Source organism: Vibrio neonatus, assembly GCF_024346975.1.
Lineage (GTDB): Bacteria > Pseudomonadota > Gammaproteobacteria > Enterobacterales > Vibrionaceae > Vibrio > Vibrio neonatus.
In genome coordinates, this window is record NZ_AP024885.1 from 771,734 (window position 1) to 797,883 (window position 26,150).

The window sequence follows — 26,150 nt, forward strand, 5'->3', positions numbered from 1 at the left end:
TCAGCCACTCTTGCCCTTAAGTTTAAGCTTTTTTCCTTGGCTATTTATAACCACTTCAACGCAGTGCTTGGTATAATGATCTTTTTATTCGAGAACAGATCTTGGCTAAACGCACACCTATCGTCGAAATAACCTCATACGGCACCTATTCACATTGGGATGCCAGTGCCAAAGAACTGCCTAAAATTACTCAGTTCACCAATACAGTGACTGCCGAAGAAGGGGTGGAGTTTGGTTTTATTGTTAACATCAAAAAAGCCAAAGGAAGCTTGCTGAATTACTGTATTTATCATCCGGGTATCATCAATAAGAAAGGCGTAGTATTAGCCCCGTTTGATGGAGAGATTTATGTGCGCAGTAACGATTGGGACTTCTATTTAGGAGACACAGTACAACTGCTGCATCCGGTGGACGGTTTGGAAAGCAATCTAGGTGAATGGCGTATGGAGCTGCAAATGCAAGGTAAGACCATCGCCGAGAAAACCTTTAACGTTGTGGGTCGTGATCAAGCTCAGTTTTGGAAGCAACGAGGTTATTAGTTAGGGCTTTGAAAGGTGTGCTCTAGCGGCAGGCTAAAGGAAGCCGTGCAGGGTTAGTCGTGGGCTAGAGGCAGTTCTGAGTACCGAGTACAGTTTTGTGCTATAGAAAAGCATACATAATAAAAAAGCCCAGTGCTTCAAAGAAGCACTGGGCTAAATTATGTAAAACCGTTAAGGTTTTATCTTCTAATTACTTCTTAAGGTTAGTGAAGTAGTCGAAGATTACTGGTACGTCGTTGTTACCCATGCCTGCATCAACAGCAGCTTGTAGGCTAGTAGAAGTACCTTGAGCGATTAGAGACTCAGTACCAAGCTCTTCACAAAGTGCTAGGAAGTAACCAAGGTCTTTGTTTGCGTTAGCAACAGAGAAACCTAGTTTTTCTTCGCCATCTACAGCGTAGAATTTACAGAACTGCATGAATGGAGAGTTAGATGGACCAGCTGACATGATGTCAAATAGTTGTTGGCCATCAACACCAGCAAGTTTAGCTACTGCGAATGCTTGAGACATAGTCGCAACAGTAGTCATGCCCATGAAGTTGTTAACTAGTTTAGTTACGTGACCTGAACCTAGAGTACCTAGGTGGAATACGTTTTCACCTTGCTCGTCTAGAAGAGGCTTAACTTTGTTGAAAGTATCGATGTCGCCAGCAGCCATGATGTTTAGTAGACCATCTTTAGCGTGTGCAGGAGTACGACCTAGAGGAGCATCGATCATGCCAGCGCCTTTAGCTGCTAGATCAGCACCGATTTTCTTAGTAGAAGCAGGGATAGAAGTACCGAAGTCGATAAGAGTAGCGCCTTCTTTGATACCTGCTAGAAGACCGTCTTCACCGTAAACGATTTTCTCAACAACTGCAGAAGTTGTAAGACAAAGCTCTACAACGTCACTTGCTGCTGCTAGTTCTTTAGCTGAAGTAAATTGTGTTGCGTTACCACGAGCAAGAACAGCATCAACTGCGTCTTGGTTAAGATCCATTACGTTTACTTGGTAACCGCGTGTTTGTAGGTTTTCAACCATGTTGCCGCCCATAAGGCCAAGGCCGATGAAACCAATTACAGGTTTAGTCATGTCTAACTCCGAAATATACTATTGTATGATTATATAGACTGAGAGGATATACGTCTGACCCAATTTAATCAATCCTAGATTTGTAAGAAATGCCGTCTAAGTTCAAAGTTTTTAAAAAATGATTGAAAATGCCCGGCAGACTAATAAAAATCACCCATTTATAGAGTAATAAAACTAAAAAAACCGCGCTGTCTGTCCTGAAATCTAGCGCGTTGTGACTTAGCTTAATTCACTCCATATCAGCGCTATTAACCATACTAAAGGATCAGCGTTTTTGCTGTATCGGATAACAAAAAAGTTAAAGGAGAACGCTGTTATCTAGTATATGTTTCACCACCAGATCTTCTAATACGGTGTGCGTTTTTTGTCTAAAGTAGTCGCGAAGTAAACGGACTGTAGGAGTGATTGACTGCCGACTTGGGCATACAAGCCACAATTCAGTGGGAGTAGGCTTATAATTAGGCAGTACATTGATGACGTTTCCTTGTAAAAGATCATCGGCCATATCAAGACAAGATTTAATGGCGAAACCATGCCCTGATACGCACCAACGTCGCACTAAATCACCATCGTTAGAGGCGCGATTACCCGCCAGTTTTATTTTTACGCTCTGCTCATTTTGGGTAAATTGCCATTCATTTTGCAGCATATCGCCAAGTTGGTAGAACAGCCCATTATGCTGTTTCAAATCCTCTAAGGTTTTTGGCGTGCCATGCTTAGAAAGGTAGCTTGGAGCCGCGCACAAAATACGTGGCACAGTGCAGATTTTAAAGCCATACATGCTGGCATCTGTTGGGTGACCGTAACGCAGTGCTATATCCACCGAATCTCGATAAAAATCAATATTACTGTCGCTAATATTGCTGCGTAATTTGACTTGTGGATGCTCTAGCAGGAGTTCATCAATCCAAGGAGTCACAACATTGCGCCCTAAGTCTGAGGATAGGGCGATGCGGATCTCGCCAGTTAAGACTTCATGGTCTTCTTGCACATTTAATTTGGCGTTTTCTAGCAGGTTTAAGGCTTGCTTACATTGCGGCATATAACGCTCGCCTGCAGGTGATAATCTAAGTTGGCGAGTGGTTCGAATAAACAGCTCTATTCCAAGAGATTTCTCTACTCGTTTGATTGCCGCGCTGGCGGTGGCTATTTGCATGTCTAGGCTATTTGCCGCCGCAGTGATGCTACGTAGTTCAGCTACTTTTAAGATAACGTGCAGATCGTTGAGAAGCATATATTCAACCAAGGATAGTAAATGTCAGCTCTATTATAGAGCGATTGATTGAATCAACAACATCAGCCGAGTTGTACACCCATTGTTGGCTGTTCGTTTTGTAGAAGCGGATTATACCAATCGTACTAAATAACTGGTCATTCTAGCTTGTTAAAATACTCGATAACGGCGTTAGAATTTTTGATTGTAGAATAACTACTTATCGAAAAATTCTGCCTTGTTCTCGAACATTTTTCCTGCGCTAGTTCTGATCACTTACTTAGTGTGATTGGTATTATTCTTGCGCTTCACTTAAGGCGAACTTGATCTCTTCACTGGAAAACCCTTTACGCATCAGCATGGCATAGGCTTTGCTTCTTTGTTTAAAATCATTCAGATCATAGGATTTTTTTTGCAGTTGCTCTAAACATGAACCATAGAAATCGATAGTACCGTCAAGGCAGGCTTTCTCAACAAACGTATCAAGGTCGCTAATGTCTATTTTTCGTAATTTAAGCTCCTGACGAATCACGGTTAGCCCTTTGCCTTTTCGCACATATTTAAGCACTTCTTTTTCTAAATCGACTTTGGCCGCTTTGATCTCTAAATTGCTTTGCAGCTGATGGCTCTGTGGATGCTGATTGATTGCCACTTGAATATCTTGGTAGGAGAAGCCGCGTTTTTGTAGCGTCGCCACCAGTTTTTCTCGGCTGATGGTAAAGTCATGATATTGGCTGTTGATGCGTTCGATAGCCAGTGTTTGCTCATCGATATTACGTTGCTGTTTAACCTTATCAATGGCTTCTAAAATGACGTTTTCCGGTACACCTTTTTTTTTGAGTTTCTCGATAATGTATTTAGAGGCGTATTCATTGCTAAATGATTGCTCAGCAAACTGTTCGGCAAATACCGCATCCGATTTTAGATAACCAAAACCCCGCAAACTCTCTATTGTGCTATCAATCCACTGTTGATTGTCGGTCTTGATGCGCAGTTTTGCCAGTAATTCGCTTTCGGTCATATCACGCTGGGTAAGATGCCACATAGCCGAATTCATTACGCTCTCTTGGCGTGTGGCTTTTCTTATGCCGTTACCGTTTTTTTCATGATTCACAATCTTATTCCTATTGGTACTACTGGCGATATCATAGTGCATCTTGGGGTGAGTTGCAGATGGTTTAAAGTGTGCTTTTTGCTGATAAAGAAATGAGCAAAATAAAAGGGGAACCGACTGGTTCCCCTGATGATTTGAATTTAGTTGAGCGCTAAAGGTTGATTATAGTTTAGCTTCAATCATGGCTTCTAGTTTGCCTTGGTCAATAGCGAAGTTGCGAATACCTTCCGCCAGTTTCTCGACTGCCATTGCATCTTGGTTGTGCTCCCAAAGGAACTCAGAATGTGTCATAGCAGCAGGACGCTCTTTGGTGCCGTTAGAGTCGATAAGTTTCTCAACCACGTCACCTTGCGCATCTTCTAGGTCTTGTAGCAGGTTAGGGCTAATCGTTAGACGATCACAGCCAGCGAGTTCAAGAATCTCACCGATATTACGGAAGCTTGCGCCCATTACTACAGTTTTGTAGCCATGTTCTTTGTAGTAGTTGTAGATAGTAGAAACAGACAGTACGCCAGGATCTTCAGAAGGTTCGAAGTCACGGCCTTCTTTTGCTTTATACCAATCCATAATACGGCCAACGAAAGGCGAGATTAGGAAGACATTTGCTTCGGCACATGCACGCGCTTGAGCAAAAGAGAACAATAGCGTTAGGTTACAGTTGATGCCTTCTTTTTCTAGGATTTCCGCCGCGCGGATACCTTGCCAAGTTGAAGCCAGTTTGATCAAAATACGGTCATTGCTGATGCCCGCATCGTTGTACATTTTGATCAGTTGACGCGCTTTTGCCACGCTACCTTCTGTATCGTAAGAAAGACGAGCATCCACTTCTGTTGAAATGCGTCCTGGTACTACTTTTAGGATTTCTTTACCGATGTTAACTGCAAGCATGTCGCAAGTGTCTTGTACTTGCTGTGCTTTATCAGTGCTCTGATTTTTTGCGTATTCGATAGAAGCGTCAATCAAAGGTGCATATTCTGCAATTTGCGCCGCTTTAAGGATAAGAGAAGGGTTCGTTGTTGCGTCTTCAGGGGTGTATTTGCTGATCGCTTCAATATCACCAGTATCTGCAACAACTGTGGTTAGTTTACGAAGTTGCTCTAACTTATTGCTCATAATCGAATGTCCTTTAAATGGGCTCTATTACGCCAGTGGCAGTCTTAAATTTGAATCATTGTTCATCAGTTGCTCAGTCTATTATCGCTAGAATAGATAGCATTTGCTCAACTGATTAGGAAACTTAACTCAAAGAGCATATGTCGTATGCTTGAGTATTTGATATGAATTATACTTATCTGTTCTAGATCTAAAGTCAACGCCTCAAACAAAGATATACCAAGTTAACGGCACCTTTATCGCTCATAGGGTGTAAAAACATGAGCTATAGCGTGATTCTGTGCATTATTTGAACCAGATTGAGTTTTCTTATCAATTTTGCTGGCTCGATCATTTGTAATGGTTGTGAGCGTATGTACTATATCCGCATGCGCTGTGTCCGGTGGTTGCTGATAGTGCTCTGCTTGCGCTTATTATCCATTCATTTTAGGGGGTATTTATGAATCGTCCAAATTCCGAGATTTCAAAACAAGATAGCGATCTATTAACCGAGATCTCGGTGGCGTATTATCAAGACGGTGCCACCCAAGAAGAAATATCTAAAAAGTTTTCCATTTCACGAGCAAAAGTAGGGCGAATGCTTAAACAAGCTCGTGATGAGGGCATTGTAGAGATCACGGTGAAATACCACCCTGTGTTTAGCGCCAAGATAGAGCAGCGTCTTATGCAGCGCTTTGGTATAAAAAGAGCTTTGATCTCTCTTGATCAGTCTGATGAAGAAGCACAGCGTCAGTTGATTGCCGGCTTGGTATCCAATTATCTAACTCAAACCTTAAAAAGTGGCATGGTAGTCAGTGTCGGACAGGGACGTAATGTCTCTTCGGTGGCTCATTATGTGGGAGTGGTGAGCCCGAGAGATTGTAAGTTTGTCTGTAGCATTGGCGGCATTCACCCAAGAGGCGGGATGTTTAATGCCGATCATATCTGTCGACAATTAGCCAAAAAGTATGGCGGTACATCCGAAACCTTGTACGCTCCTGCCTATGCTGAAAACCGCGAGCAAAAGCTCGCCTTTATGCAAAACGCCACCATCAAACAAACCTTAGATTTAGCTCGAAAATCGGATGTCGCTTTAGTGGGCATTGGGGACATGAGTGAAAACAGCTACATGGTCGACTTAGGCTGGTTCACCGCCAATGAAGTAGCACAAGCAAGGTTAGAGCAGGGCGTTGTTGGCGACTTTGCCGGTTACGACTTTTTTGATATCAACGGTAAAGTGGCTCATACCGTAATGAGCGATCGCGTAATCGGTCTCGGCATTGAAGAATTTAGGTTGATCTCTGAGGTTATCGCCATTGCGTCTGAAAACAGTAAACCTTTGGCTCTTCTTGGCGCTTTACGCAGTGGTGCGATAGATGTCATTGCCACGAATGTCAGTAATGCACTTACGCTGTTAAATCTGGATGAGCAGATGACGCGCTCAGCGCAAGCTATCCGATAATTCTCATATTACCTTTATTGCTAGGCTTTAATTTATATTCATATGAAAGGCCATTTTTATTTTATTTAAAGTGGCCTTAATCACTATTCTTCTTTGTTTATTTAATCTTTTCTCTCTGAATATTTTGTTTTCGAACGAACTATTAAGCCTTTATTTCTATATTGTTTCGGTTTAATTACACTCGCTAAATATTTCACTGCCACAGTTTGTTAATTGTAAAATAATAAAAGTGACACTGAACTGACATACGATCTCACTATATTCATATGAAAGTTAAATATGATTCAAGTGAATATATGGAATTGCGTCAACAGAAGATATTAGAGCTACTCAATGAGCAAGGGAGTTTACTTACCGACGACTTAGCAAATAAGTTTGAAGTCACGACCCAAACTATTCGTCGTGATATTAATGCGCTGTGTGAGTCAGGGTTAGCTCGTAAGTTGCACGGTGGAATTACCTTATCACCGGCACTTGATAACCTTGCTATGTCTAAGCGAGTGGCGACTAATGCTCCTGTTAAGCACCAAATCATCAAAGCGGCTATTCAAGAGTTACAATCTGGGCATACGGTTTTTCTTAGCTATGGCTCTACGGTTGCGCAATTTGCTTCGTGTTTACCACGAGATATTTCTTTAACCGTTATTACCAATAATCTTGATGCTGTTTCTCACCTTACTGGCTTTCCAAATATTGATGTTTGGGTCGCTGGTGGTCAATTGCGTCATCAACATAGAGATGTGAGCGGTGTGCATACGCAAACCTTTTTCAAAGGCTTTCGTGTGGATATTGCTGTGCTTGGTGTGGGCGGTATTTCAGCTCAAGGTGAATTACTTGAATTTCAATGTGATGAAGGGGAATTAACCAAAATCATGTTGAAAAATAGTCGCAAAAGTATTTTGTTGGCGGATTCCAGTAAGTATTTACGTAATGCCAGTGTGTATGCCGCATCACTTGAAGATATCGATACTTTTTATACCGATTGTCAGGCTGAAAAATTATCTCAGCTTTGTGAAGAGAACAATGTTCAATTAAATATTATTGAGGTGAAGTAATGAGTTATTTAGTAATTGAAAACCTCAACAAACAATTTGAAGAATTTACTGCAATTAAGAGACTGAATCTTGTAGTAAAAAAAGGAGAGTTTGTTGCTCTGCTAGGCCCATCGGGTTGTGGTAAGTCGACCTTATTGAGAATGTTGGCGGGTCTAGAGTCACCGACATCAGGCTCTATTTCTATCGATGGTGTCGATGTGACGGACTTTTCTCCTTCACAACGAAAAATCTCTATGGTTTTTCAGTCTTATGCGTTGTTTCCTCACCTATCGGTGAAAGAGAACATTTTGTTTGGTTTAAAAGCCCGAGGTGTGCCTAAAGCTGAGCAAGAAGCTCGCTTAAGAGACGTATTAGAACAAGTGTCATTGACCGAGCAGCAGCATAAATCACCGGGACAACTCAGTGGTGGTCAACGTCAACGTGTCGCATTGGCGCGCGCGATTGTCAGTCAGCACTCTATTTGTGTCATGGATGAGCCACTTTCCAATCTGGATGCAAAATTGCGCGCCGAAATGCGCACCGAGATCCGTGAGCTGCAAAAATCCCTAGGTTTAACACTTATTTACGTTACGCACGATCAAGTGGAAGCGATGTCGATGGCTGATCGTATCGTGCTATTGAATAAAGGCGAAGTACAGCAAGTCGGTTCACCTCAAGAGTTATACGGCCAACCACAAAATACCTTTACCGCACGATTTATTGGTTCTCCGGCAATGAACGTATTTTCCCTGCCGGGACAAGATGAACTCATCGGCGTGCGTCCTGAAAACCTTTATTTAACCGAACATGGTATCGCTGGGGAAGTACTAAGTACCGACTATCACGGCGACAGCACCTTATTAAAAGTGGGCTTAATTAACGCCTCAACAGTACTTATCAAAGTGGATCGCTGGCAGCAATTTAACAAAGGCGAAAGGGTTTGCTTTGATTGGGAGTTAACTGATCAACACCATTTCTGCAGTACTAGTGAAACGGCCCTAGCTTAAATGCTTAACGGGCAATAACGATAAACAGCTTAAATTAATTTATGGAGATAATGATGGACTTCAAGAGCAAACTTTCCCTGTTAGGGTTAGCGACAACATTAGCGGCTGCAAATGTAAGTGCAGAGCAAATCGATCTAACTATGTACTACCCAGTTGCGGTAGGCGGTTCATTGACCAAAATTGTTGACGGCATGGTTGATGATTTTGAAGAAGCAAACCCAGGTGTAAACGTAAAAGCTATTTACGCAGGTAACTACAATGACACTCGAGTGAAAGCATTGGCTGCACTTAATGCAGGTGAGTCAGTACAAACTTCAGTAATGTTCTCCATTGACATGTTAGCGCTGAAAAACAGTGGCGTCATTCGTCCATTTGATGACTTTGTAAAAACAAAAGAAGATCAGCAGTGGCTTGATAGCTTCTACCCAGCGTTAATGGCTAATGGTCAGGTAGATGGTAAAACTTACGGTATTCCATTTCAGCGTTCAACTATCGTCATGTATTACAACAAAGATGCGTTTCGTGATGCGGGTTTAAACCCAGATCAACCACCAAAAACGTGGGATGAGATGGCCGACGTAGCGTCTAAGCTCGTTAAAAAGTCAGCAGATGGCAATACAGATCGTTGGGGACTGATGATCCCATCAACAGGATACCCATACTGGATGTTCGGGGCACTGGCTAAACAACAAGGTGAAACCTTGATGAACAGTGCAGGCACTAAAGTGAACTTCAACTCGAAAGGTATGGTGGAAGCACTGCAATACTGGCGTGATTTAGGCAGCAAATACAAAGTGATGCCAGAAGGTACTATTGAGTGGGGCACCCTACGTCAAGAATTCTTAGAGCAGAATACGGCAATGATGTGGCACTCAACAGGTAACCTTGCTGCGGTAATGCAAAACGCAAGCTTTGATGTGGGCGTTGCACAATTGCCAGCACATATTGAACCAGGCTCGCCAACCGGCGGTGGTAACTTCTATTTGATCAACAGTGGTACTGATGCTGAGCAGCAAGCCGCTTACAATTTGGTTAAATTTATGACCTCACCTGAGCGTAGTGCCCAGTGGAGTATCACTACAGGTTACGTTGGTGTGAGCCAAGCCTCTTACGATACTGCTGAAATGAAAGAGCACGTTAAGAATCAGCCTCAAGCTTTAGTGGCTCGTGACCAACTAAAAGTGGCAACGGCTGAGCTAGCCACTTACGAATCTGGCCGAGTTCGCCGCGTGTTAGATGATGCGATTCAAGCAACACTAACTGGTCAAAGCACCGCAAAAGAAGCGTTAGATTCTGCACAGTCTCAAGCTGAGCGCGTGCTTCGTCGTGCCAATCGTGACTCATTATAAGTCGCACTAATCTTCGCTGGTAGGGCTCTCCTACCAGCGTATTTAATTGAGCTGATTATGTTTGAAAAGCTAAATATGTTGCAAAAGCTAAAAAACTCCAATGCTATGTATGCATGGTTACTCTTGTTGCCAGCACTGGTCTTACTAAGCTGTTTTACTTATATCCCAGCGGTAAGCACCTTTTACAGTAGTATGTTTTCCAGTGCATATGGAGGAGGTAACGAGTTTGTCTTAGCCGACAACCTTGCTGATTTGTCTCACGATCCAGTCTTTTGGAAAGCATTGACTAACAACCTATGGTACGGACTTATCACTGTGCCAGTATCTATGGCACTGGCGCTAATTATGGCGTTATGGGTCAATGAAAAATTTATTGGCCGTGGCTTTTTGCGACTGTCGTTTTTCTTGCCAACTATGCTACCTATGATTGCCGCTGCCAATATATGGCTATTTTTCTATTCGCCGAATATTGGATTGTTTAATCGCGTACTGGCGGTGTTTGGTATTGAAGGTATGAATTGGCTTGGCAATCCTGATACCGCTCTGGGCTCAATTATATTGCTCGCCATTTGGAAAGAGTCAGGGTTCTTTATGATCTTCTATCTTGCTGCACTGCAAGCTATTCCTAGTGAGCTAAATGATGCAGCCAAACTAGAAGCGCCGAGTTATTTTTATCGTTTACGCCGCTTTATATTACCCCTGCTAGGCCCAACCACATTGTTTGTATTCATCAATGCGGTCATTAACGCCTTTAAGGTGGTCGACCATCTGTTCATTTTGACCAAAGGTGGCCCAAATAACTCAAGTACTTTACTGCTTTATTACATCTACGAAACGGCATTCTCTTTCTTTGACCAAGAATATGCTGCCACATTGACCATGATACTGCTGATTATTTTAGCGGGTTGTTCAGCCATTCAATTTGTTTTAAGCCGTAAGCGAGTCCACTACCGATGAACACATTACCGATTGATACCGTCACAATACAAAAAGCAGAGCAGGCTAAGCGTATCAACTTTGGCTTGAGCTGGAGCCGTTATGTTAATTTTTCTGCTGCTTGGGTGGTGGGAATATTATGGGTGCTACCGCTGCTGTATATGGTTTGGGCCGCTTTTCATACTGGGTCAGATGCCATCTATTTTGACCTAAGCAGTGATTGGTCTTTAGATAATTTTAAAAATGCGTGGCAGGTTGCTCCTTTTATTCAATATATTTGGAACACCTTTGCCATGGTCAGCCTATTGCTGTTCTTTCAGATCTTAGTCTGTACCTTAGCCGCTTTTGCACTGGCTCGTATTGAATTTAAAGGACGCTCGGTCGTCTTTGCTTTGGTACTGGTGCAGTTGATGGTTATGCCAGAAGCGTTAATTGCCGAAAACTACCAAATGGTGGCACATTTCAACGCAATAGATACTTATATGGGCATCGCATTGCCTTATATTGCTAGCGCGTTTGGTATCTTTTTACTGAGACAAACTTTCATGCAAGTACCGCAAGAGCTAGAAGATGCTGCGCGTGTGGAAGGTTTGAGTCGCTTTGCTATTTTATGGAAAGTGTATGTGCCACTGGCTAAGCCAACTTATCTGGCGTATGCCTTAGTCTCTCTAAGTTACCACTGGAATAACTTCCTATGGCCATTGATTATCACCAATACAGAAAATAGCCGTCCTATTACAGTAGGCTTAGCGCTATTTGGTTCACCAGAGGTTGGGGTTGATTGGGGTGTACTCAGCGCAGGTACGCTTATTGCTATTTCGCCTTTGCTTGCTATGTTCTTGCTTTTCCAGCGCCAGTTCATGCAATCGTTTATGAACGCAGGGCTAAAATAAGATGCAGATTGTAAGTTGGAATGTACAAAACGGTATTGATGCATTTGCCGAGCCAAAACTGGCCCAGCAGTGTGATTACCTGATAAAGCTCAATGCCGATGTTATCGCTTTACAAGAAGTTGATAGCGAGTACATGGCAAGTTTAGAAGAGGCGCTTGATGATTATCATTGGCACTTTGCGCCAGCATTGAGCTTTTATAAGGCAGGGCAGTTTGTACAATTTGGCAATGCTATAGGCGCTAAAAAAGGCACTGCGGTGCAGTGGCGCGCTCATTACTTATTGCCTGCGGCAAGTGATGCCAAGCAACACATGCCTCGCTCAGCAGGCGAGTTAGTAGTTGAGATTGCAGGAGAGTTTGTGCGGGTAGTGACCAGTCATTTAGAGTTTTATTGTGCTAAGCAGCGCCGCTATCAACTGCAGCAAATAGACGGCATAGTGAATGCGGCTAGCATCAGTCGTGATTACCCAAGTCAGGCAACAGAAGGGCTTTACAAGCCATTACCACTGCCGGTGAATGCCATTATCTGTGGTGATTTTAATTTTGCTGATCAGTCTGATGAGTATCAGTCATTATTTATTTCGCAGGGAGGATGGCGAGATTTAGCGCAATCTAACCCTCGTCCGACATGCGGTATTTTTGATACTAAACAATGGCCAAATGGCGCAGACCGACGAGATTACTTTGCCACCAATAGCCAAACTTTACAGGCTAAAGTGGTGGTGGATGAAGGGATCAGCCTATCCGATCATCAACCTTGTGTGTTGCACGTCACTCACTTTTAAGCGCAAGTTAGCTTGCTGTTCAAACCTTAGAGTGGGTGAGCGATAAAACCGAACTAGCTGTTATGAGTTTTACTGTGGTGCGCCTTGCTATGCGGGTGCACAACCCATTCAACCGTACTGGTTAAATACCATTTATTACCCGCTTGATCACACCAAGTTTTGGATAATTTTCTGCGGTTAAATTCACTGCCGATTGCCGCCAGAGTTTGGTTGGTGTGGCGACCGTAATATAAGGTGTCACACAGCTGAATATTGGTCATGTTTTGTGGGTAGACGTTTACCGAAGAGGTATTGATTGCTAGAGCTTTGGCTTGGTTGTGAGTACAACCCGCTAACAGTGCAACCAACAAAACAAGAAAGTATTTTTTTATCATCTGAGTGAACAATCGTGTCAATGAATAGATACGGCATTATAAACGTGAATCTTGGTTTTGTTTATTAAATTTTCTATGGCGTAGCCTGTAAGGAGACGGAAGAGGAAAGGTTGATTTCTGTACACTTGTTTACGCTTGAGATTATGCGAAATGTCACTGTGTGTAAGTGATTGTTTCTGATGGCTAAATAGGAGTACATAAAAGTACATATGACAAGGTAATATTCAAGGTGCATATTCAATCGTGATGAGATTTTTATTTTAAAGTCTGTGTTGGCGTATCGAATATGAGATAAAAATAATGACATATAAACATCTCAATATGCGAACTATCCCTTGAACTCAATGTTACTTTGGAACTTATGAATAAAAGACTGAATCGATCCACTCTTATGCTGCTTGCCGCTTTCTCATTTTCAGCGATGGCCTCCCCAGTTGCGGTGCCAAACCCACCATCATTGCCTGCGAAAGGGTATGTGCTGTTGGACTATCATTCTGGTGAAGTGATTGCGGAGCACGGTGCTCATGTCGCTTTAAAACCGGCCAGTTTAACTAAGCTAATGACCAGCTATACCGCGGGACAAGAGCTTAACCGTGGCAATATCTCGCAAACAGACAATGTGAGAATTAGCCGCGAAGCTTGGGCGAAAAACTTCCCTGATTCATCGAAAATGTTTATTGAAGTGGGCACCAATGTCCAGTTTAGTGATTTACTGCGCGGCTTGATTATTCAATCGGGCAACGATGCATCGGTGGCGATTGCCGAGCACGTTGCAGGCTCTCACAGTGCGTTTGTCGATTTGATGAATAACTGGGCGAATCGTTTACAGCTGAATAATACCTACTTTTCGAATGCGCATGGTTTAGACGATCCTGATCAGGTGACCACACCTTACGATATGGCGAAGTTAGGGCAAGCTTTGATTCGCGATGTGCCGACACTCTTCCCTCTTTATAGCGAAACTTCATTTACCTACAACGGTATTACTCAGCATAACCGTAATGCACTGCTTCGTGACCGCAGTATTGATGTAGATGGCATGAAAACAGGCTACACCAAAGAGGCAGGCTACAGCTTAGTGAGCACAGCCACTCAAGGTGACATGCGTTTGATCTCTGTGGTCATGGGCACATCCAGTGCGAATTCTCGTACATCGGCTAGCAAAAGTTTACTAAACTACGGTTTCCGTTTCTTTGAAACCATTAAGCCACATGAAGTGAATTCTGAGGTTGCCTCGCATAGGATCTGGATGGGACAAGAAAACCATCTTAGCGTTGGCGTAGCAGAAGATGTGTATATGTCAGTGCGCCGTGGTAGTGGTGACAAGATCAGTGCTGTGGTGGATCTGCCAAGCAAGTTAAAAGCGCCTATTTCGAAAGGCGATGAAATTGGCACAGTGAGCTATTTGGATGCTAACGACAAACTGCTAAAACGTGTGTCTTTGGTTGCGCTACAAGATGTTGAGCAAGGTAGCTTGTTCAAAAGGCTGATTGATTACATCAAATTATTCTTTGTTTGATAACAAAACTGAGTAAAAACAATAGTTTTCACATACTCTTAATGTAAAATACAATCATTATCATTTAAGGGTGTATGAAGATGCAAAAAATTGTTATTTGGGGTGCTGCTAGCGGGCTAGGTGCGGCTATGGTCGAGCATTTTGTTGCTTTAGGTTATGACGTTACTGGCGTTGCGCGAAATCCAAGCAAAAATCCATTTTTGGCTCAGGTTGCTACATTGGTGTGTGACGCTACTGATCCGCAACAAGTGGTAAGTGCGGTAGAGCAGATCCCTAGCGATGCATGGGTGATTTCTAGTATGGGCAGTTTTCAAGCGCAGGTGGCGGTGGACTATATTGGACATCGTCATTTGATTGATGCCTTGCAAGCAAAACAGGTCAAACGTTTCTTGATGGTGACCTCTTTAGGCTGTGGTGATACTTGGCCGTTTTTGTCAGATAAAGCCAAAGCGGTATTTGGTGGCGCGGTACGTGAAAAGTCACTGGCTGAGTCTTGGTTGCAAAGCAGTGCTTTGGATTACACTATTTTACGTCCTGGCGGTTTAAAAGATGGCGCGAGTAACGGGCTAGGTGTTTTGTCGCAAAGTGGCGAAGTACACGGCTCTATTGCACGCGGTGAAGTGGCGGCTCTGGTCGCGCAATTGCTGGAATCAGAGGATAGTATTAATCAAATTTATCAATGCGTTGAGAAATGTGTTGAGTAATGCCTTGAGTCGTAAATGACTCTTTAATGAATAAAAAAATCACCGCAGAGGTATGCGGTGATTTTTTGTTGAAGCAATAATATGAATGGGGATTATTTGAATAGAGACTATTCGACAGTCTTCTTAAAAATAAGCGAAGTATTAATACCGCCAAAAGCAAAGTTATTGCTCATCATAGTTTCCACATCCAACGCTCGGCCAGTACCTGTAATGTAATCTAGGTCGCCACATTGCTCATCGATATTTTCTAAATTTAGGGTTGGATTAAACCATCCGCTATGCATCATTTGAATGCCTAGCCAAGCTTCGATAGCGCCACAGGCACCTAGAGTATGTCCAAAATAACTTTTCAGAGAGCTGATAGGCACTTTACCTATTGCGCTTTGTGTTGCGTTACTTTCGGCAATATCACCGCGATCGGTTGCGGTGCCGTGCGCAGATACATAGTCGATGACTTTCGGGTCTAGTTCGGCATCTTGCAGCGCCATTTCCATACAAATTTGCATGGTTTCTTTTTGCGGTTGCGTCACATGAGCCGCATCGCAGTTGCTGGCAAAACCTATGACTTCCGCGTAGATTTTTGCGCCGCGCGCTTTGGCATGCTCGTATTCTTCAAGCACTAAAGTGCCTGCACCTTCACCGATAACCAGACCGTCACGGTCGGAATCGTAAGGACGAGGACTGCTTTTCGGTGCATCATTTTTTAAGCTGGTGGCGAATAAGGTATCAAATACCGCAGACTCCGTAGGGCAAAGTTCTTCTGCGCCGCCGGCCACCATCACTGTTTGATAGCCGTGTTTGATGGCTTCATAAGCGTAACCAATGGCTTGGCTACCTGAAGTACAAGCGCTACTAGTAGGAATTACGCGACCTTTTAAGCCAAAAAATAATCCCACATTGACTGCGGCAGTATGTGGCATCATTTGAACATAAGTGGTTGCTGTGATGGCTTTGGTGGTTTTGTCATTTAGCATTACGCCAAAAGCGCCGATGGCATCGGTGCTACCTGTAGACGAGCCATAGGCAATACCGGTTTGGCCGTTGGTCAGTATTTCTGCGCCAAGCAATCCTGCTGATTGAAGTGCATTTTCAGTTGCTACTGTCGCAAGCTTTGATACTCGACCCATGCCACGGACTTGTTTGCGTTTGTAGTGCTTTGGCAACTCAAAATCGTCAATAGGAGCGGCAAGCTTGGTATTTAGGCCGTCATATTGCTCAAAAGAGGGCATATATTGAGTGGCGTTTTCACAAGCGCGCAGTTTAGGTTCAATCGTGTCCCAGTCGTTACCAAATGCGGTAACGCCAGACATACCAGTTACAACAACTCTGCGCTTCATATTAAGCCTCCGTTGACAGAAATGACTTGGCGGGTGACATATTGTGCAATGTCAGACATTAAGTAGCTGACTAATCCTGCCACTTCTTCTGGTTGGCCCATGCGGCGTAGCGGAATTTGTGGGAGTGCGTGCTCTTTTACATGCTCTTCAACCATGCCAGTATCAATGAGACCAGGAGCGACGCAGTTGGCGGTGATTTTACGTTTACCTAGCTCAAGTGCCAGTGATTTAGTGGCACCAATAATGCCTGCTTTTGCGGCGCTATAGTTGGTTTGTCCACGGTTGCCCATCAGCCCAGAAACAGAAGTTAGGCACACAATGCGGCCACCTTTACGCTTTTGCACCATAGGCATGATGCATGGGTGCAACACATTGTAAAAGCTATCTAGGTTGGTATGGATAACCCCGTCCCATTCTTCTTCTGTCATGGCAGGAAAAGCGGTGTCACGGGTAATACCGGCATTGTTGACCACACCGTAATACGCTCCATGCGCTTCAATATCCGCTTCAAGTTCGGTGCGACATTGCTGGCGGTCACTGATATCAAACTGGATCAGACGCCCATGACCACCGTTCTCTTCAATCACGTTTAGAGTATCTTGGGCACCTTGACGATCTCCCATGTAGTGGACGGCAATGGTAAATCCATCGCTTGCCAGTTGAATGGCAATTGCCTTACCTATACCTTTGCTTGCGCCTGTCACCAACACATGTCGGGTCATTGTTGACTCCTAGTCTTCATTTCTTTTAATTTGTCTTCTGATGGTACGTACACATTCAGTTGGCAACTTGCCAAGACTTTTTGTTCAAATTCAATGCGAGCGGTAAAGACCGCCATGCCATTATCTTCCATCAATTTCTCAGCGTAAACATCCAGTGTCTGGCCTTTCTCGAACGCGTCACAATGGGAAATGTAACGTCGGCTTCCCAGTAAAAAGCCAATCGCGGGTTGCTCACCTTTTTGCAGTGAGTGATACCCCGACCACGCTGCCAATGATTGAGCCATAAACTCAATACCGACATAAGCGGGGATACTGTTTTGCTCAAGGTTGAAAAACAGATTGTTTTCGCCAATATCTACCTGACAGTGCACGCTATCTTGTTGGATATCCAAGGCACGGTCGATAAAAATCATCGGCTCATCATGAGGCACTAATTGTGCAATTGATGGGTAGTCAGTCATTTATAAAACCAAAAATTAGGCTGATGTTATTTCCACCAAACGCAAAAGAGTTACTTAAGATAGCTTTGCCGTGCAATTTTGTCGGCGTTTCCAGTAGTGATACTTGGATATCTTCAGCTTTGTCTTTGCAGTGTTGCAGGGGGAGTTCTAAGTCGTATTTTAAAATATGCCAAGCAATCGCAGCTTCCGTTGCGCTGGCCGCGCCAAGTGTGTGCCCGGTTAGAGGCTTAGTTGAACTAACCGCAACATTATTTGCAAACAGTCGATAGATGGCTTTGCTCTCCATACTATCGTTAAGTGGGGTAGCAGTGCCATGTGCATTGACGTAACCAATATTTTCAGTACTTAATCCTGCATCATCGAGCGCTTTTTGCATCGCTTGTTCTGCGCCCAATCCATCTGGGTGTGGCGCTGAAATATGATGAGCATCTGAGCTGTCGCCTGCGCCTAAAAGCGCAATGTTTGGCTGGTTATTATGGGTTGTAGCTTGCCCAGTCAACAGCATTAACGCCGCTGATTCACCAATGTTAATGCCATCGCGTGTGGCATCAAATGGCTTACACAAAGTGTTTGATAATGCTTCTAAGCCATTAAAACCATTTAACGTTAAGCGGCAAATTGAGTCTACGCCGCCCACGAGCACTGCATCAACAATGCCGCTGTGCAATAATCGCTGTGCGGTGATAAATACCCGTCCACTAGAAGAGCAAGCTGTCGAGATAGAGTAACAAGGCCCAGTGATAGCAAAATAAGTGGCAATGAAATCACTGCTGTTGCCCAATTCTTGTTTGCGGTAGTGAAAGTCATCGGGAAAATCACCATCTTGTAATTTGTGTTGGTAAGCCGTTTCTCCATCGGCAATCCCAGAGGTACTCGTCCCAATAATTACCGCAATGCGCTGCTCACCATATTGCGCAATAGCCTTCTTCACCGAGGTTTCAATTTGCTGCATTGCAGATAGGGCAAGCTGATTATTGCGCGTATCAAACTCGGCAAGATGTGCGGGGATCTCAGGTAAGGTTTCTTGTACGCGGCCAATGACCGTTGAGGTGTCAGTATTGAGAATATCATCGTCTTGCCGCATATTTGAGGCGCGCTGACCTGACAGACATTCATGTATCTGGGTATGGCTTGCTCCCATCGCAGAGTGAAAACCACAGTCTTGGATGAAAATAGGTTGAGATTTTTGTGTCGTCATTATGGCTATCAGTGCTAGTCAGTTTTTTGGGATTGAAGCGTAGTAATAGTTATAGTGTAATCATCAATTAGATGATGGAAAATAATTTTCCCACTCAGTTTGTCTTTATTGCTGTATTGAATATGGATGACTTCTTTACCGTCACTGTTATAAATGCTGCGGCTATTGTCAGTATCTAGTATTCGCCACTGCACTGCATTTAATGGTGCTTCCCAAGCCGAAGCCGGCCACAAGGTAATCATTAAATTAAACAGCACTTGCTCTGGTGCCGGTAACACGCCATCTAGTCCAGTCAGCACCTCGCTCGATATATTATCCCCTTGATACTCAAGAGATAATATTCTTGTTCCCCAAGATGAAAACCCTGCTAAAACCAGCTTGTCGTGAGTGACTTGTAGCTGAACTGGAAGCTGCTCTGTGCGATCTTTTTTACCATTGTGCCAAGTGGCTTCAATAAGCTGACTGGCACTGAGCGAATAGCCAAGAGAGTCCGGTGTAGGCAAATACACTTGCTGCTCAGCAGTGATATTGACCGCAGGAGTGTGCGCGGTAGGCGTAGTGGTTACACAAGCGCTTAGCATTAGGCTCAATAGTAACGTCAGCAGTGATTTCGGGTAGAGACAAAGCCTCATTATTTATCCTTTTGAGTAATGGCTAATGGTGATAATAACCAAGCGACAAAAATGCCACACAATACCGTAATACCAAAGCTGTGAATGGCATGGGTTTGACTCAGAGACAGCAAGCCAAACGAAAGCAAAGTGGTCAATGCTGATAAGGTAATCGCAAGTAATGTACTTGGACTACGAGATTTTTCAGCAAAAAATAAAGTGTAGTCAATGCCGATGCCAATGATCAGAATCAGTGCCAGCAGGTTAAACAAGTTCAGTGATGCACCTGTTGCTAAAGCAGCGGCAAGCCCTGCCAAACACGCAATAATCGAAGGCAGTAAAATCTTCACTGTGTGCCTAAACCCGTAACGCTTGATGAGCACTAGGGCGATAACGCTAAGGGCAGCAAGTAATAACTCAACCACTTTTATGCGATATTTAGCGAACAACGAAGAGATCTCTTCGGCCTTATTTAAGTAGTTAATATCGGGCTGAGACGCAACAAAGGCTTTAACTTGTGCAGGATTATTCAGCTCATTTAACATGACCACACTAGCCACTTTATCGTCTATTTTTCCCACATACAAAAAACGTGTTGGCTCGGAGACCACCTGCGTTAAATAGTCAGCCAGATAAATCGGCGTAAATTGCTCTGGAATGCTGAGTGTATCGGTCAGGGACAGCGCTTTTGTTAAGGTACTGGCTTGGGTGTGATACAAGTTTTCAATTAACTGATAGCTCTGTTTTTGACGCAAAGCAGAGCTTACGTACTGCGATAGAGCTTGATAGCCCTTAATGGTTCCGCTGTGTTGCCAATCATTTAAGGTCAGCTCAAGAGATTCTAAACGTTGTAGCAATGCTTCATCACTAGAGGCGGTCACCACTAGCATCTGTTGTGATGACTGCCTGCCACTGAGCTCAGAGATGAATTGCTCTTGTTGTTTTAGCTGCTCTGGCATTGCTTGTAGTTGGCGGATGTCATCATTGTATTGTAGGTGCATTAGTGGAGCTAGCGAGGCAAGCAAACAAACCATCGGCAGTCCATATTTAACGCTTTTCTTTGACCATAAGGTCAACCATTGTTGCCACAGCCATATGCCGGGCAAAGTGCGGTTAGCGCTGGGTTTAGCCGCTAACATTGGATACCAAGCTACCACCGTAATATAGGCCGCGATTAGACCAATCGAGGAGAATAGCGCCAGTTGTTGCAAGCCAGGAAACGGCGCAATTAACATGCCTAAATAGCCAATTAAGCTGGTGGCAAGCCCCATAGTAATGGCGACAAATATGTGTTTTAAACCTAATCGGCTGTCCCATTGCTGCCCGCTAGCAAGGCGCTCGGTGAGGTAATGAAAAGCATAGTCAATGGATACCCCAATCAGGCTAGCGCCAAAGACCAAACTAAACAGGTGGATACGACCAAAGATCAAGGTGGTCAGAGCCAGTGCGGATAGCAAACCGACACTGATGGATAAAATAGCCAGCAGTAGTGGCGTGGCGCTGCGAAACACGCCAATGACTAACACAATCACACCGAGCAATGAAAATAAGCCTATAGTGCTTATTTCTGATTTGGCGCTTTGCGTGCCAAATTCCGCATAAAAAAGCACACCTGTGTGCACTGTTTGTGCGTCAAATTTCTCTGAAAGTGACTGTTCAATCGCCAGTATTTCAGGTACCCCTTTTTGCGCTTTTAAACTGTATGGCGAGTCTTTTAAGGTGGCAGTGACTAACAGGTATTTCTTGCCATCATGCATAGCAGAGAGAAAGCCATTGTCGATAGTAAATGCCGAGCTGTTTTGGGTTAACTGCGATAGATAGTCGCGAAACAGTAAAAACGGGTCGTTACTAAGCTCTGTGCCTGTGACACCAGAAAAAGGGTTGTAAACCGACTGCACGACTAACTGCACCTGATCTTGGGGGGCGCGTTGCAGTCGCTCTCTTTGTTGTGGCGTTAATTGCTGAAAGCGGTGCTTAAAATAATACGAAGCCCATAATTTTTGCTGATCAGCGCTGACTTTGCCAACCACGTCACTAAACAACCCAGTATGTGTGAGGGATTGCTGTAATTGGCTTGCCGCCGTAAAAATTGTGTCTTGGTCTTTTTCTTTATTATTTAGTGAAATGGCGAAAACCACTTTGTTGCTTAAGTTTCCTGATAGGGATTCAAAAGCTTGCTCTACCACTGGATTTTGTTGATTGACTGGCAACAGTTTTAGAATGTTAGTCTCAATAGGAGAGTGCGCAGACCATAGCCACTGTTTTGCCAGCATAGCCATAAACAGCAACACCAATATCAGCCATGCATAGGCAATGTTGCGACTCTTGCGGTGTGAATTATTTGAAGCTGAATTGAGCTTGTTCAGCATCATTTAGATTCTCTGGTTGATGAGTTTGATTGGAGAATACGATTTCGGTTTTATCGCCACGGATTTCTTGTAGCGTTAGGCTATCAATGTCCTGCGTGCCCACTAACACAATTGAGCTAAACACTGAGTTCAGTGGCGCTTGTGTTGGGGTTAAGGTAATTGTCCATGTGCCGGATTCAACGCCAAAGTCGATGTTAAATTGCTCTTTTAATGCTTGTGTATCACCATGAAATACCGCTAAGAACACATGGCTAAAATAGAACGCCATTGGGTTTTCTTTGGCAGTGATCACTTGCGGCTGTTGATTGGCAAATGTTTGGCGCAGTTTATCTTTGGTTAATACCAGATTGACCGGAAATGGCGTGTTTTGTTGCCATAATAAACCATTGCTTTTGCTTAGAGTAAATGTGCCTTGTGAGCGTAGAGGCTGGGCAAACATTTCAATACTACGCAACTGAGTAAAGTCGCCACGCACAATGTCGTGCTGAGCCAATTGCGTTTGCAAAGAAGCCAGATCGGTCACTTGAGCGTATGACAATGGTGACATCATCATTAGGGCCATTGTTAGCCACTTAACTGACCATTTAGTTAGCCACTTAGCTAGATTATGGTTTTTCATGCTGCGGTTTCTCGCTCTGTCAACGTCACTGATACAAGGTTTCATGACGGGCTATTGCTGCCATGACTATGCCAGTATTCCACCTTATCGGTAAATACTTTGGGCGATACAAAACACATTTCTTGGCTATCTATGGAGACAGCAACCTGCATCGTATGCGCTTTACACATGCGTTGCTGGGTTGCTGCATCATAGATCACGTAGTCAACGCGCAATCGATTTTCCCACTCCGTTAGTTTAGCGGTCACTTTTATTTCATGACAAAAGGGAATCGCTTTAACGTAGCGTACTCGAGTATCAATGATTGGCCACATGTACCCAGATTCTTGCATGGCTAAATAACCATAGCCAATCTTATCCATTAAGATTCGACGGGCTTCTTCAAAAAAACGGAAGTAGTTACCGTGGTAAATGACTCCCATAGGGTCGGCATCTTGAAATGAGGTGACTAAAGCCACCTCAGATTCGAGTGAAAATCGACTGTCGTTTGCCATTATTTCTCCGAGTATAGAGGCCAGTGGCGCTGTTGAATACGAGCCATAAAGTGGCGTAAGTCATGCTCAAGAGGGCGATCCTCTTCGACAAATTCAAACTCACTTAATACCGCATCACGAATTGATTTTAGGTTTGAGCTTAGGTGCTCATCATCCAATTCATTATGACGACGGCGAATTTCGAGCGCTTGTACACTGGCGAGCAATGAAGCCGAAGCTACTTGTTCGGTAAGCTCAAGTACGCGTACGCAATCGCGCGCTGAAATAGTCCCCATGCTCACTTTATCTTGGTTGTGACACTCAGTAGAACGAGAGAATACGCTCGCTGGCATGGTGTGTTTCAACGCTTCAGCCGTCCAAGCCGAAATGCCAATTTGTACTGCTTTAAAGCCGTGGTTAATCGGTTTTCTTTCGCCTTCAGAGCCGGTTAGGTTAAATGGCAGGCCGTTGTTAAATTTGTAATCCATTAACTGAGCCATTTGACGGTCAAGTAGATCCGCTAGGTTAGCAATACCGGTTTTTAGCGTATCCATTGCCATAGCAATATGACCACCGTAGAAGTGACCACCGTGCAGTACGCGCTCGTTATCACCATCGATGATAGGGTTGTCGTTGGCACTGTTTAGTTCGTTTTCAATTAAAGAACGAATCCAAGGTAGAGAATCTTGAACCGCGCCGATAACGTGTGGTGCACAACGTAGTGAGTAACGGTCTTGTAGACGATCGCTGTTGCGTGGTGGACGTTCTGCTTTTAGATCGTCACGAATCCATGCCGCAATTTGTTGCTGACCCGGATGAGGTTTTACCGCAAATAATGCTTCATCGAAGTGGAACTGGTTACCGTTCATGCCCACAGAAACTAAGGCTGTGATCTTAGAACATAGCTGAGCTAGGTATTCTGCGCGTTTGTAGGCTAAACAAGCGATAGCCGTCATTACCGCAGTGCCGTTCATCAGTGCCAGACCTTCTTTTGGCTTAAGACGAATAGGGTCTATGCCAAGCTCTGCAAATACTTCTTCGGTTGGGCGAGTTTCGCCTTTGTAGATCACATCACGTTCGCCAATCAGCGCCGCGGCAAGATAAGAAAGAGGCGTTAAGTCGCCACTTGCACCCACTGAACCCTCTTCAGGAATGCGCGGAGTAATGTCTTTGTTGATCAGAGTGATAATTTGATTTAGTAGCTCATGCGAAACACCTGATACACCTTGCGCTAGAGAACAAAGGCGAGTTGCCAGAACCGCTCTTGCTTGTTCATGAGTTAAAATGTCACCCAGACCACAGCCGTGGAAACGAGTAAGGTGCAGTGGCAGTTCATCAATCAAGTTAGGTGGAATTGCCACAGTACATGAGTCACCATAGCCGGTAGTCACACCGTAAACCACGCCATCTTCTTTTAAAAGACGTTCTAAAAACGCCACACCACGGTCAATTTTGCTAGTGAACTCTGGCGCATTATTTAGCTTGGCATCTGCACCTTGTGCAATGGCAACAACGTCTTCGATAGAAAGCGCCTGAGCGCCGAAGGTAATGGTGTTAGTGTTTTTCTCTGTCATCTTTCTGATCACTTAATGTCCAAAAATTAAAAAAGTTATACCACTGCAAAGGAGCTTGCAATGTGTAGTGCTGCAAACGGTCGGCATAGCTTTGCACGACATTTTGCAGAGCTTGTTGGCGTTCTTTTCGAGGCAGAATGATCTTGTCACTAAACGGTTCAAAATAAACGTCAAACAGCGGCTTGTCACTAGAGTCATCTCGTAATCCAAATAGCAGATATACCGGTGCTTTTAGCACTGATGCCAGCAAAAATGGACCTTGCGGAAATGGCGCAGGTTTACCTAAAAAGTCTGCCCATACAGAGCGACTTTCTTTACTGGTGGAGGTGCGATCGCCGACGATCACTACCCATTCACCAGCTTCAATTTTTTGTTGTAATAAAATCGCGGTATCAGGCCCGATGCGACTTACTTGAATTAAGTTTAGGTCTGAATTTGCGTTGACCGCTTTCATTACGGTGTTAAATCGCTCTGCATGTTCGGTAAACACCAAAGCATTAATTTTTACATGTGAGTACTTACGCGCTAACGCTCGGCACAGTTCAATATTGCCCAAATGCGAGCCAATCAAGATGACGCCACGTTGGCTTTGAGCAATTTTAGGGAAGTGCTTTTTACCGTGTATGGTTAGGTTGTCGCTATTAAAGTCGCCTTTCCACGCCGCCAGTTTGTCGAGCATAGTGTGCCCAAAAGAGAGCAGGTGATGATAACTGTCTATTGGCTTAGGCAGCACAATGCCTTGCGTTGTGGCATAGTTTTGCAGCTGCTGTAAAAATTGTTCTGAGGCCAATTTGGCATCTTTGCCTGTTAAGTGGTAATAGCGAATCACTACTTTTAGGATCAGGTTAAACACTTTTCGCCCAAGCAGGCTGTAAATCGCCAACATCAGTTTAATGCCAAGCACTGTGCCTTGCTCTTGGCGTTTTGACCAATGGGTCTTATCTGTGTTGGAAGGCTTTTGCCAGTGACGCGCTAACAGCTTAGGGATTCTTGGCAGCATGCCAAAAAACAGACGGGTATGCATCCAACTGATTTTGACGTTATCCCACAGAGCGTCAAAGTGGGAAATGCCACTTTCTGGGTAAATTACGCGGGTTTCAACAAAGTCGATATCAACGCCTTCCCAGTACATACGCACTAAGATTTCGATATCAAAATCCATGCGTTGACCAATACAGTATTTATCCAGCACTGCCACCGTTTTTGCGACAGGATAGGCTCTAAAGCCGCACATGCTGTCTTTGATAGCCAATGACAGTGTCTCTATCCATACCCAAATATGGGTGGCATAGCGACCGTACAAACGAGACTTTGGAACGCTCGCATCGTAAATAGGTTGCCCCGAAATAAGACGAGTAGGGTGCGCTTTTGAGCTAGCAATCAACTTAGGCAGAGCGTCAACGTCATGCTGACCATCGGCATCAATTTGGATAATGTGACTGTAGCCAAGCTGATGAGCTTTGCGAATTCCAGCCATCACCGCGCCGCCTTTACCTGAGTTTTCAGCTAAAGTATCTAAAATTACCTCTCGGCTGTTGGCTAATTCTTGTAAAGCTTGCTTGGTGGCACTATCGCTACCGTCATCAACTACAATGCACGGTAGAGCAAACGCTTCTAACGAGGCCACCACAGCATCAATAGTACTGCCATGGTTATAGCAAGGAATTAAAAAGCACGGTTGGTAAGTCTGCACG

General features: G+C 44.1%; 25 protein-coding genes. 10 read left to right on the forward strand and 15 right to left on the reverse strand.

The features are described from left to right. Window positions 1-101: 101 nt before the first annotated feature. Window positions 102-539, forward strand: coding sequence for a DUF3859 domain-containing protein (locus OCU38_RS03665; RefSeq protein WP_261823787.1), 438 nt, complete (start codon window positions 102-104; stop codon window positions 537-539). Between the two features lie 190 nt (window positions 540-729). Here the strand turns inward: OCU38_RS03665 and OCU38_RS03670 are convergent, their stop codons facing one another. The 4 genes from OCU38_RS03670 to tal form a co-directional block, all read right to left on the reverse strand. Continuing rightward, window positions 730-1,611, reverse strand: coding sequence for an NAD(P)-dependent oxidoreductase (locus OCU38_RS03670; protein WP_023402879.1), 882 nt, complete (start codon window positions 1,609-1,611; stop codon window positions 730-732). A gap of 298 nt (window positions 1,612-1,909) precedes the next feature. Continuing rightward, window positions 1,910-2,845 (reverse strand): LysR family transcriptional regulator, encoded by a 936-nt coding sequence (locus OCU38_RS03675; protein WP_261823788.1) that lies wholly within the window; start codon window positions 2,843-2,845, stop codon window positions 1,910-1,912. 274 nt (window positions 2,846-3,119) lie between these two features. Beyond that, complete coding sequence (locus OCU38_RS03680; RefSeq protein WP_261824229.1) at window positions 3,120-3,881, reverse strand: regulatory protein RecX; 762 nt, start codon at window positions 3,879-3,881, stop codon at window positions 3,120-3,122. Between the two features lie 219 nt (window positions 3,882-4,100). Next, window positions 4,101-5,051 (reverse strand): transaldolase, encoded by a 951-nt coding sequence (tal, locus tag OCU38_RS03685; protein ID WP_261823789.1) that lies wholly within the window; start codon window positions 5,049-5,051, stop codon window positions 4,101-4,103. 439 nt (window positions 5,052-5,490) lie between these two features. Between tal and OCU38_RS03690 the strand changes: the two genes are divergently transcribed. The 7 genes from OCU38_RS03690 (at window position 5,491) to OCU38_RS03720 (ending at window position 12,495) form a co-directional block, all read left to right on the forward strand. Then, window positions 5,491-6,492 carry a sugar-binding transcriptional regulator gene (locus OCU38_RS03690; protein ID WP_261823790.1) on the forward strand — a complete coding sequence of 334 codons (1,002 nt, stop codon included), beginning with the start codon at window positions 5,491-5,493 and terminating at the stop codon, window positions 6,490-6,492. A 296-nt stretch (window positions 6,493-6,788) separates the two neighbouring features. After that, window positions 6,789-7,547, forward strand: coding sequence for a DeoR/GlpR family DNA-binding transcription regulator (locus OCU38_RS03695; RefSeq protein ID WP_261823791.1), 759 nt, complete (start codon window positions 6,789-6,791; stop codon window positions 7,545-7,547). Next, window positions 7,547-8,533 (forward strand): ABC transporter ATP-binding protein, encoded by a 987-nt coding sequence (locus OCU38_RS03700; RefSeq protein ID WP_261823792.1) that lies wholly within the window; start codon window positions 7,547-7,549, stop codon window positions 8,531-8,533. The genes OCU38_RS03695 and OCU38_RS03700 overlap by 1 nt, the downstream gene beginning before the upstream one ends. 50 nt (window positions 8,534-8,583) lie before the next feature. After that, window positions 8,584-9,882: an ABC transporter substrate-binding protein gene (locus tag OCU38_RS03705; RefSeq protein ID WP_261823793.1), complete on the forward strand. Its 1,299-nt coding sequence runs from the start codon at window positions 8,584-8,586 to the stop codon at window positions 9,880-9,882. A 57-nt stretch (window positions 9,883-9,939) separates the two neighbouring features. Continuing rightward, a complete protein-coding gene (locus tag OCU38_RS03710; protein WP_261823794.1) occupies window positions 9,940-10,839 on the forward strand; it encodes a carbohydrate ABC transporter permease in 900 nt (299 codons plus the stop codon). Next, the gene (locus OCU38_RS03715; protein ID WP_261823795.1) at window positions 10,836-11,711 is read left to right on the forward strand and encodes a carbohydrate ABC transporter permease; all 876 of its coding nucleotides are present in this window, start codon (window positions 10,836-10,838) and stop codon (window positions 11,709-11,711) included. Before OCU38_RS03710 ends, OCU38_RS03715 begins: the two co-directional genes overlap by 4 nt. A 1-nt stretch (window position 11,712) precedes the next feature. After that, entirely contained in the window at window positions 11,713-12,495 is a 783-nt protein-coding gene (locus OCU38_RS03720) for an endonuclease/exonuclease/phosphatase family protein (RefSeq protein ID WP_261823796.1), read from the forward strand. A gap of 53 nt (window positions 12,496-12,548) precedes the next feature. Here OCU38_RS03720 and OCU38_RS03725 read toward each other — a convergent pair whose 3' ends face one another. Next, window positions 12,549-12,869 (reverse strand): hypothetical protein, encoded by a 321-nt coding sequence (locus OCU38_RS03725; RefSeq protein ID WP_261823797.1) that lies wholly within the window; start codon window positions 12,867-12,869, stop codon window positions 12,549-12,551. A gap of 361 nt (window positions 12,870-13,230) precedes the next feature. Here OCU38_RS03725 and OCU38_RS03730 point away from each other — a divergent pair, with 361 nt between their 5' ends. Both OCU38_RS03730 and OCU38_RS03735 read left to right on the forward strand, forming a co-directional pair. Beyond that, window positions 13,231-14,388: a D-alanyl-D-alanine carboxypeptidase family protein gene (locus tag OCU38_RS03730; protein WP_152821678.1), complete on the forward strand. Its 1,158-nt coding sequence runs from the start codon at window positions 13,231-13,233 to the stop codon at window positions 14,386-14,388. 80 nt (window positions 14,389-14,468) lie between these two features. Continuing rightward, entirely contained in the window at window positions 14,469-15,092 is a 624-nt protein-coding gene (locus OCU38_RS03735; RefSeq protein ID WP_152821680.1) for an NAD(P)-binding oxidoreductase, read from the forward strand. 107 nt (window positions 15,093-15,199) lie between these two features. Here OCU38_RS03735 and OCU38_RS03740 read toward each other — a convergent pair whose 3' ends face one another. The 10 genes from OCU38_RS03740 to OCU38_RS03785 are packed head-to-tail and all read right to left on the reverse strand — an operon-like array spanning window position 15,200 to window position 26,149. Next, window positions 15,200-16,429, reverse strand: a complete 1,230-nt coding sequence (locus OCU38_RS03740; protein WP_152821682.1) for a beta-ketoacyl-ACP synthase — start codon at window positions 16,427-16,429, stop codon at window positions 15,200-15,202. Then, window positions 16,426-17,151 (reverse strand): 3-ketoacyl-ACP reductase FabG2, encoded by a 726-nt coding sequence (locus OCU38_RS03745; RefSeq protein WP_152821684.1) that lies wholly within the window; start codon window positions 17,149-17,151, stop codon window positions 16,426-16,428. The genes OCU38_RS03740 and OCU38_RS03745 overlap by 4 nt, the downstream gene beginning before the upstream one ends. After that, the gene (locus tag OCU38_RS03750) at window positions 17,148-17,612 is read right to left on the reverse strand and encodes a hotdog family protein (protein ID WP_152821686.1); all 465 of its coding nucleotides are present in this window, start codon (window positions 17,610-17,612) and stop codon (window positions 17,148-17,150) included. The genes OCU38_RS03745 and OCU38_RS03750 overlap by 4 nt, the downstream gene beginning before the upstream one ends. Then, a complete protein-coding gene (locus tag OCU38_RS03755; protein WP_261823798.1) occupies window positions 17,605-18,810 on the reverse strand; it encodes a beta-ketoacyl-[acyl-carrier-protein] synthase family protein in 1,206 nt (401 codons plus the stop codon). The genes OCU38_RS03750 and OCU38_RS03755 overlap by 8 nt, the downstream gene beginning before the upstream one ends. Window positions 18,811-18,824: 14 nt before the next feature. Then, window positions 18,825-19,442 (reverse strand): DUF3261 domain-containing protein, encoded by a 618-nt coding sequence (locus OCU38_RS03760; RefSeq protein WP_152821690.1) that lies wholly within the window; start codon window positions 19,440-19,442, stop codon window positions 18,825-18,827. Next, a complete protein-coding gene (locus OCU38_RS03765; RefSeq protein WP_261824230.1) occupies window positions 19,442-21,790 on the reverse strand; it encodes an MMPL family transporter in 2,349 nt (782 codons plus the stop codon). The genes OCU38_RS03760 and OCU38_RS03765 overlap by 1 nt, the downstream gene beginning before the upstream one ends. Then, a complete protein-coding gene (locus tag OCU38_RS03770) occupies window positions 21,759-22,409 on the reverse strand; it encodes an outer membrane lipoprotein carrier protein LolA (protein WP_261823799.1) in 651 nt (216 codons plus the stop codon). Before OCU38_RS03770 ends, OCU38_RS03765 begins: the two co-directional genes overlap by 32 nt. 41 nt (window positions 22,410-22,450) lie before the next feature. After that, the gene (locus OCU38_RS03775; RefSeq protein WP_261823800.1) at window positions 22,451-22,903 is read right to left on the reverse strand and encodes an acyl-CoA thioesterase; all 453 of its coding nucleotides are present in this window, start codon (window positions 22,901-22,903) and stop codon (window positions 22,451-22,453) included. Further along, window positions 22,903-24,456: an HAL/PAL/TAL family ammonia-lyase gene (locus OCU38_RS03780; protein WP_152821692.1), complete on the reverse strand. Its 1,554-nt coding sequence runs from the start codon at window positions 24,454-24,456 to the stop codon at window positions 22,903-22,905. Before OCU38_RS03780 ends, OCU38_RS03775 begins: the two co-directional genes overlap by 1 nt. Further along, window positions 24,437-26,149: a glycosyltransferase family 2 protein gene (locus OCU38_RS03785; RefSeq protein WP_261823801.1), complete on the reverse strand. Its 1,713-nt coding sequence runs from the start codon at window positions 26,147-26,149 to the stop codon at window positions 24,437-24,439. The genes OCU38_RS03780 and OCU38_RS03785 overlap by 20 nt, the downstream gene beginning before the upstream one ends. Between the last annotated feature and the right edge of the window lies 1 nt (window position 26,150).

Coding starts and splice junctions, on each gene's coding strand:
- OCU38_RS03670 (WP_023402879.1), bottom strand. CDS start 1,611: ATGACTAAACCTGTAATTGGTTTCATCGGCCTTGGCCTTATGGGCGGC.
- OCU38_RS03675 (WP_261823788.1), bottom strand. CDS start 2,845: ATGCTTCTCAACGATCTGCACGTTATCTTAAAAGTAGCTGAACTACGT.
- OCU38_RS03680 (WP_261824229.1), bottom strand. CDS start 3,881: ATGAATTCGGCTATGTGGCATCTTACCCAGCGTGATATGACCGAAAGC.
- tal (WP_261823789.1), bottom strand. CDS start 5,051: ATGAGCAATAAGTTAGAGCAACTTCGTAAACTAACCACAGTTGTTGCA.
- OCU38_RS03690 (WP_261823790.1), top strand. CDS start 5,491: ATGAATCGTCCAAATTCCGAGATTTCAAAACAAGATAGCGATCTATTA.
- OCU38_RS03695 (WP_261823791.1), top strand. CDS start 6,789: ATGGAATTGCGTCAACAGAAGATATTAGAGCTACTCAATGAGCAAGGG.
- OCU38_RS03700 (WP_261823792.1), top strand. CDS start 7,547: ATGAGTTATTTAGTAATTGAAAACCTCAACAAACAATTTGAAGAATTT.
- OCU38_RS03705 (WP_261823793.1), top strand. CDS start 8,584: ATGATGGACTTCAAGAGCAAACTTTCCCTGTTAGGGTTAGCGACAACA.
- OCU38_RS03710 (WP_261823794.1), top strand. CDS start 9,940: ATGTTTGAAAAGCTAAATATGTTGCAAAAGCTAAAAAACTCCAATGCT.
- OCU38_RS03715 (WP_261823795.1), top strand. CDS start 10,836: ATGAACACATTACCGATTGATACCGTCACAATACAAAAAGCAGAGCAG.
- OCU38_RS03720 (WP_261823796.1), top strand. CDS start 11,713: ATGCAGATTGTAAGTTGGAATGTACAAAACGGTATTGATGCATTTGCC.
- OCU38_RS03725 (WP_261823797.1), bottom strand. CDS start 12,869: ATGATAAAAAAATACTTTCTTGTTTTGTTGGTTGCACTGTTAGCGGGT.
- OCU38_RS03730 (WP_152821678.1), top strand. CDS start 13,231: ATGAATAAAAGACTGAATCGATCCACTCTTATGCTGCTTGCCGCTTTC.
- OCU38_RS03735 (WP_152821680.1), top strand. CDS start 14,469: ATGCAAAAAATTGTTATTTGGGGTGCTGCTAGCGGGCTAGGTGCGGCT.
- OCU38_RS03740 (WP_152821682.1), bottom strand. CDS start 16,429: ATGAAGCGCAGAGTTGTTGTAACTGGTATGTCTGGCGTTACCGCATTT.
- OCU38_RS03745 (WP_152821684.1), bottom strand. CDS start 17,151: ATGACCCGACATGTGTTGGTGACAGGCGCAAGCAAAGGTATAGGTAAG.
- OCU38_RS03750 (WP_152821686.1), bottom strand. CDS start 17,612: ATGACTGACTACCCATCAATTGCACAATTAGTGCCTCATGATGAGCCG.
- OCU38_RS03755 (WP_261823798.1), bottom strand. CDS start 18,810: ATGACGACACAAAAATCTCAACCTATTTTCATCCAAGACTGTGGTTTT.
- OCU38_RS03760 (WP_152821690.1), bottom strand. CDS start 19,442: ATGAGGCTTTGTCTCTACCCGAAATCACTGCTGACGTTACTATTGAGC.
- OCU38_RS03765 (WP_261824230.1), bottom strand. CDS start 21,790: ATGCTGAACAAGCTCAATTCAGCTTCAAATAATTCACACCGCAAGAGT.
- OCU38_RS03770 (WP_261823799.1), bottom strand. CDS start 22,409: ATGAAAAACCATAATCTAGCTAAGTGGCTAACTAAATGGTCAGTTAAG.
- OCU38_RS03775 (WP_261823800.1), bottom strand. CDS start 22,903: ATGGCAAACGACAGTCGATTTTCACTCGAATCTGAGGTGGCTTTAGTC.
- OCU38_RS03780 (WP_152821692.1), bottom strand. CDS start 24,456: ATGACAGAGAAAAACACTAACACCATTACCTTCGGCGCTCAGGCGCTT.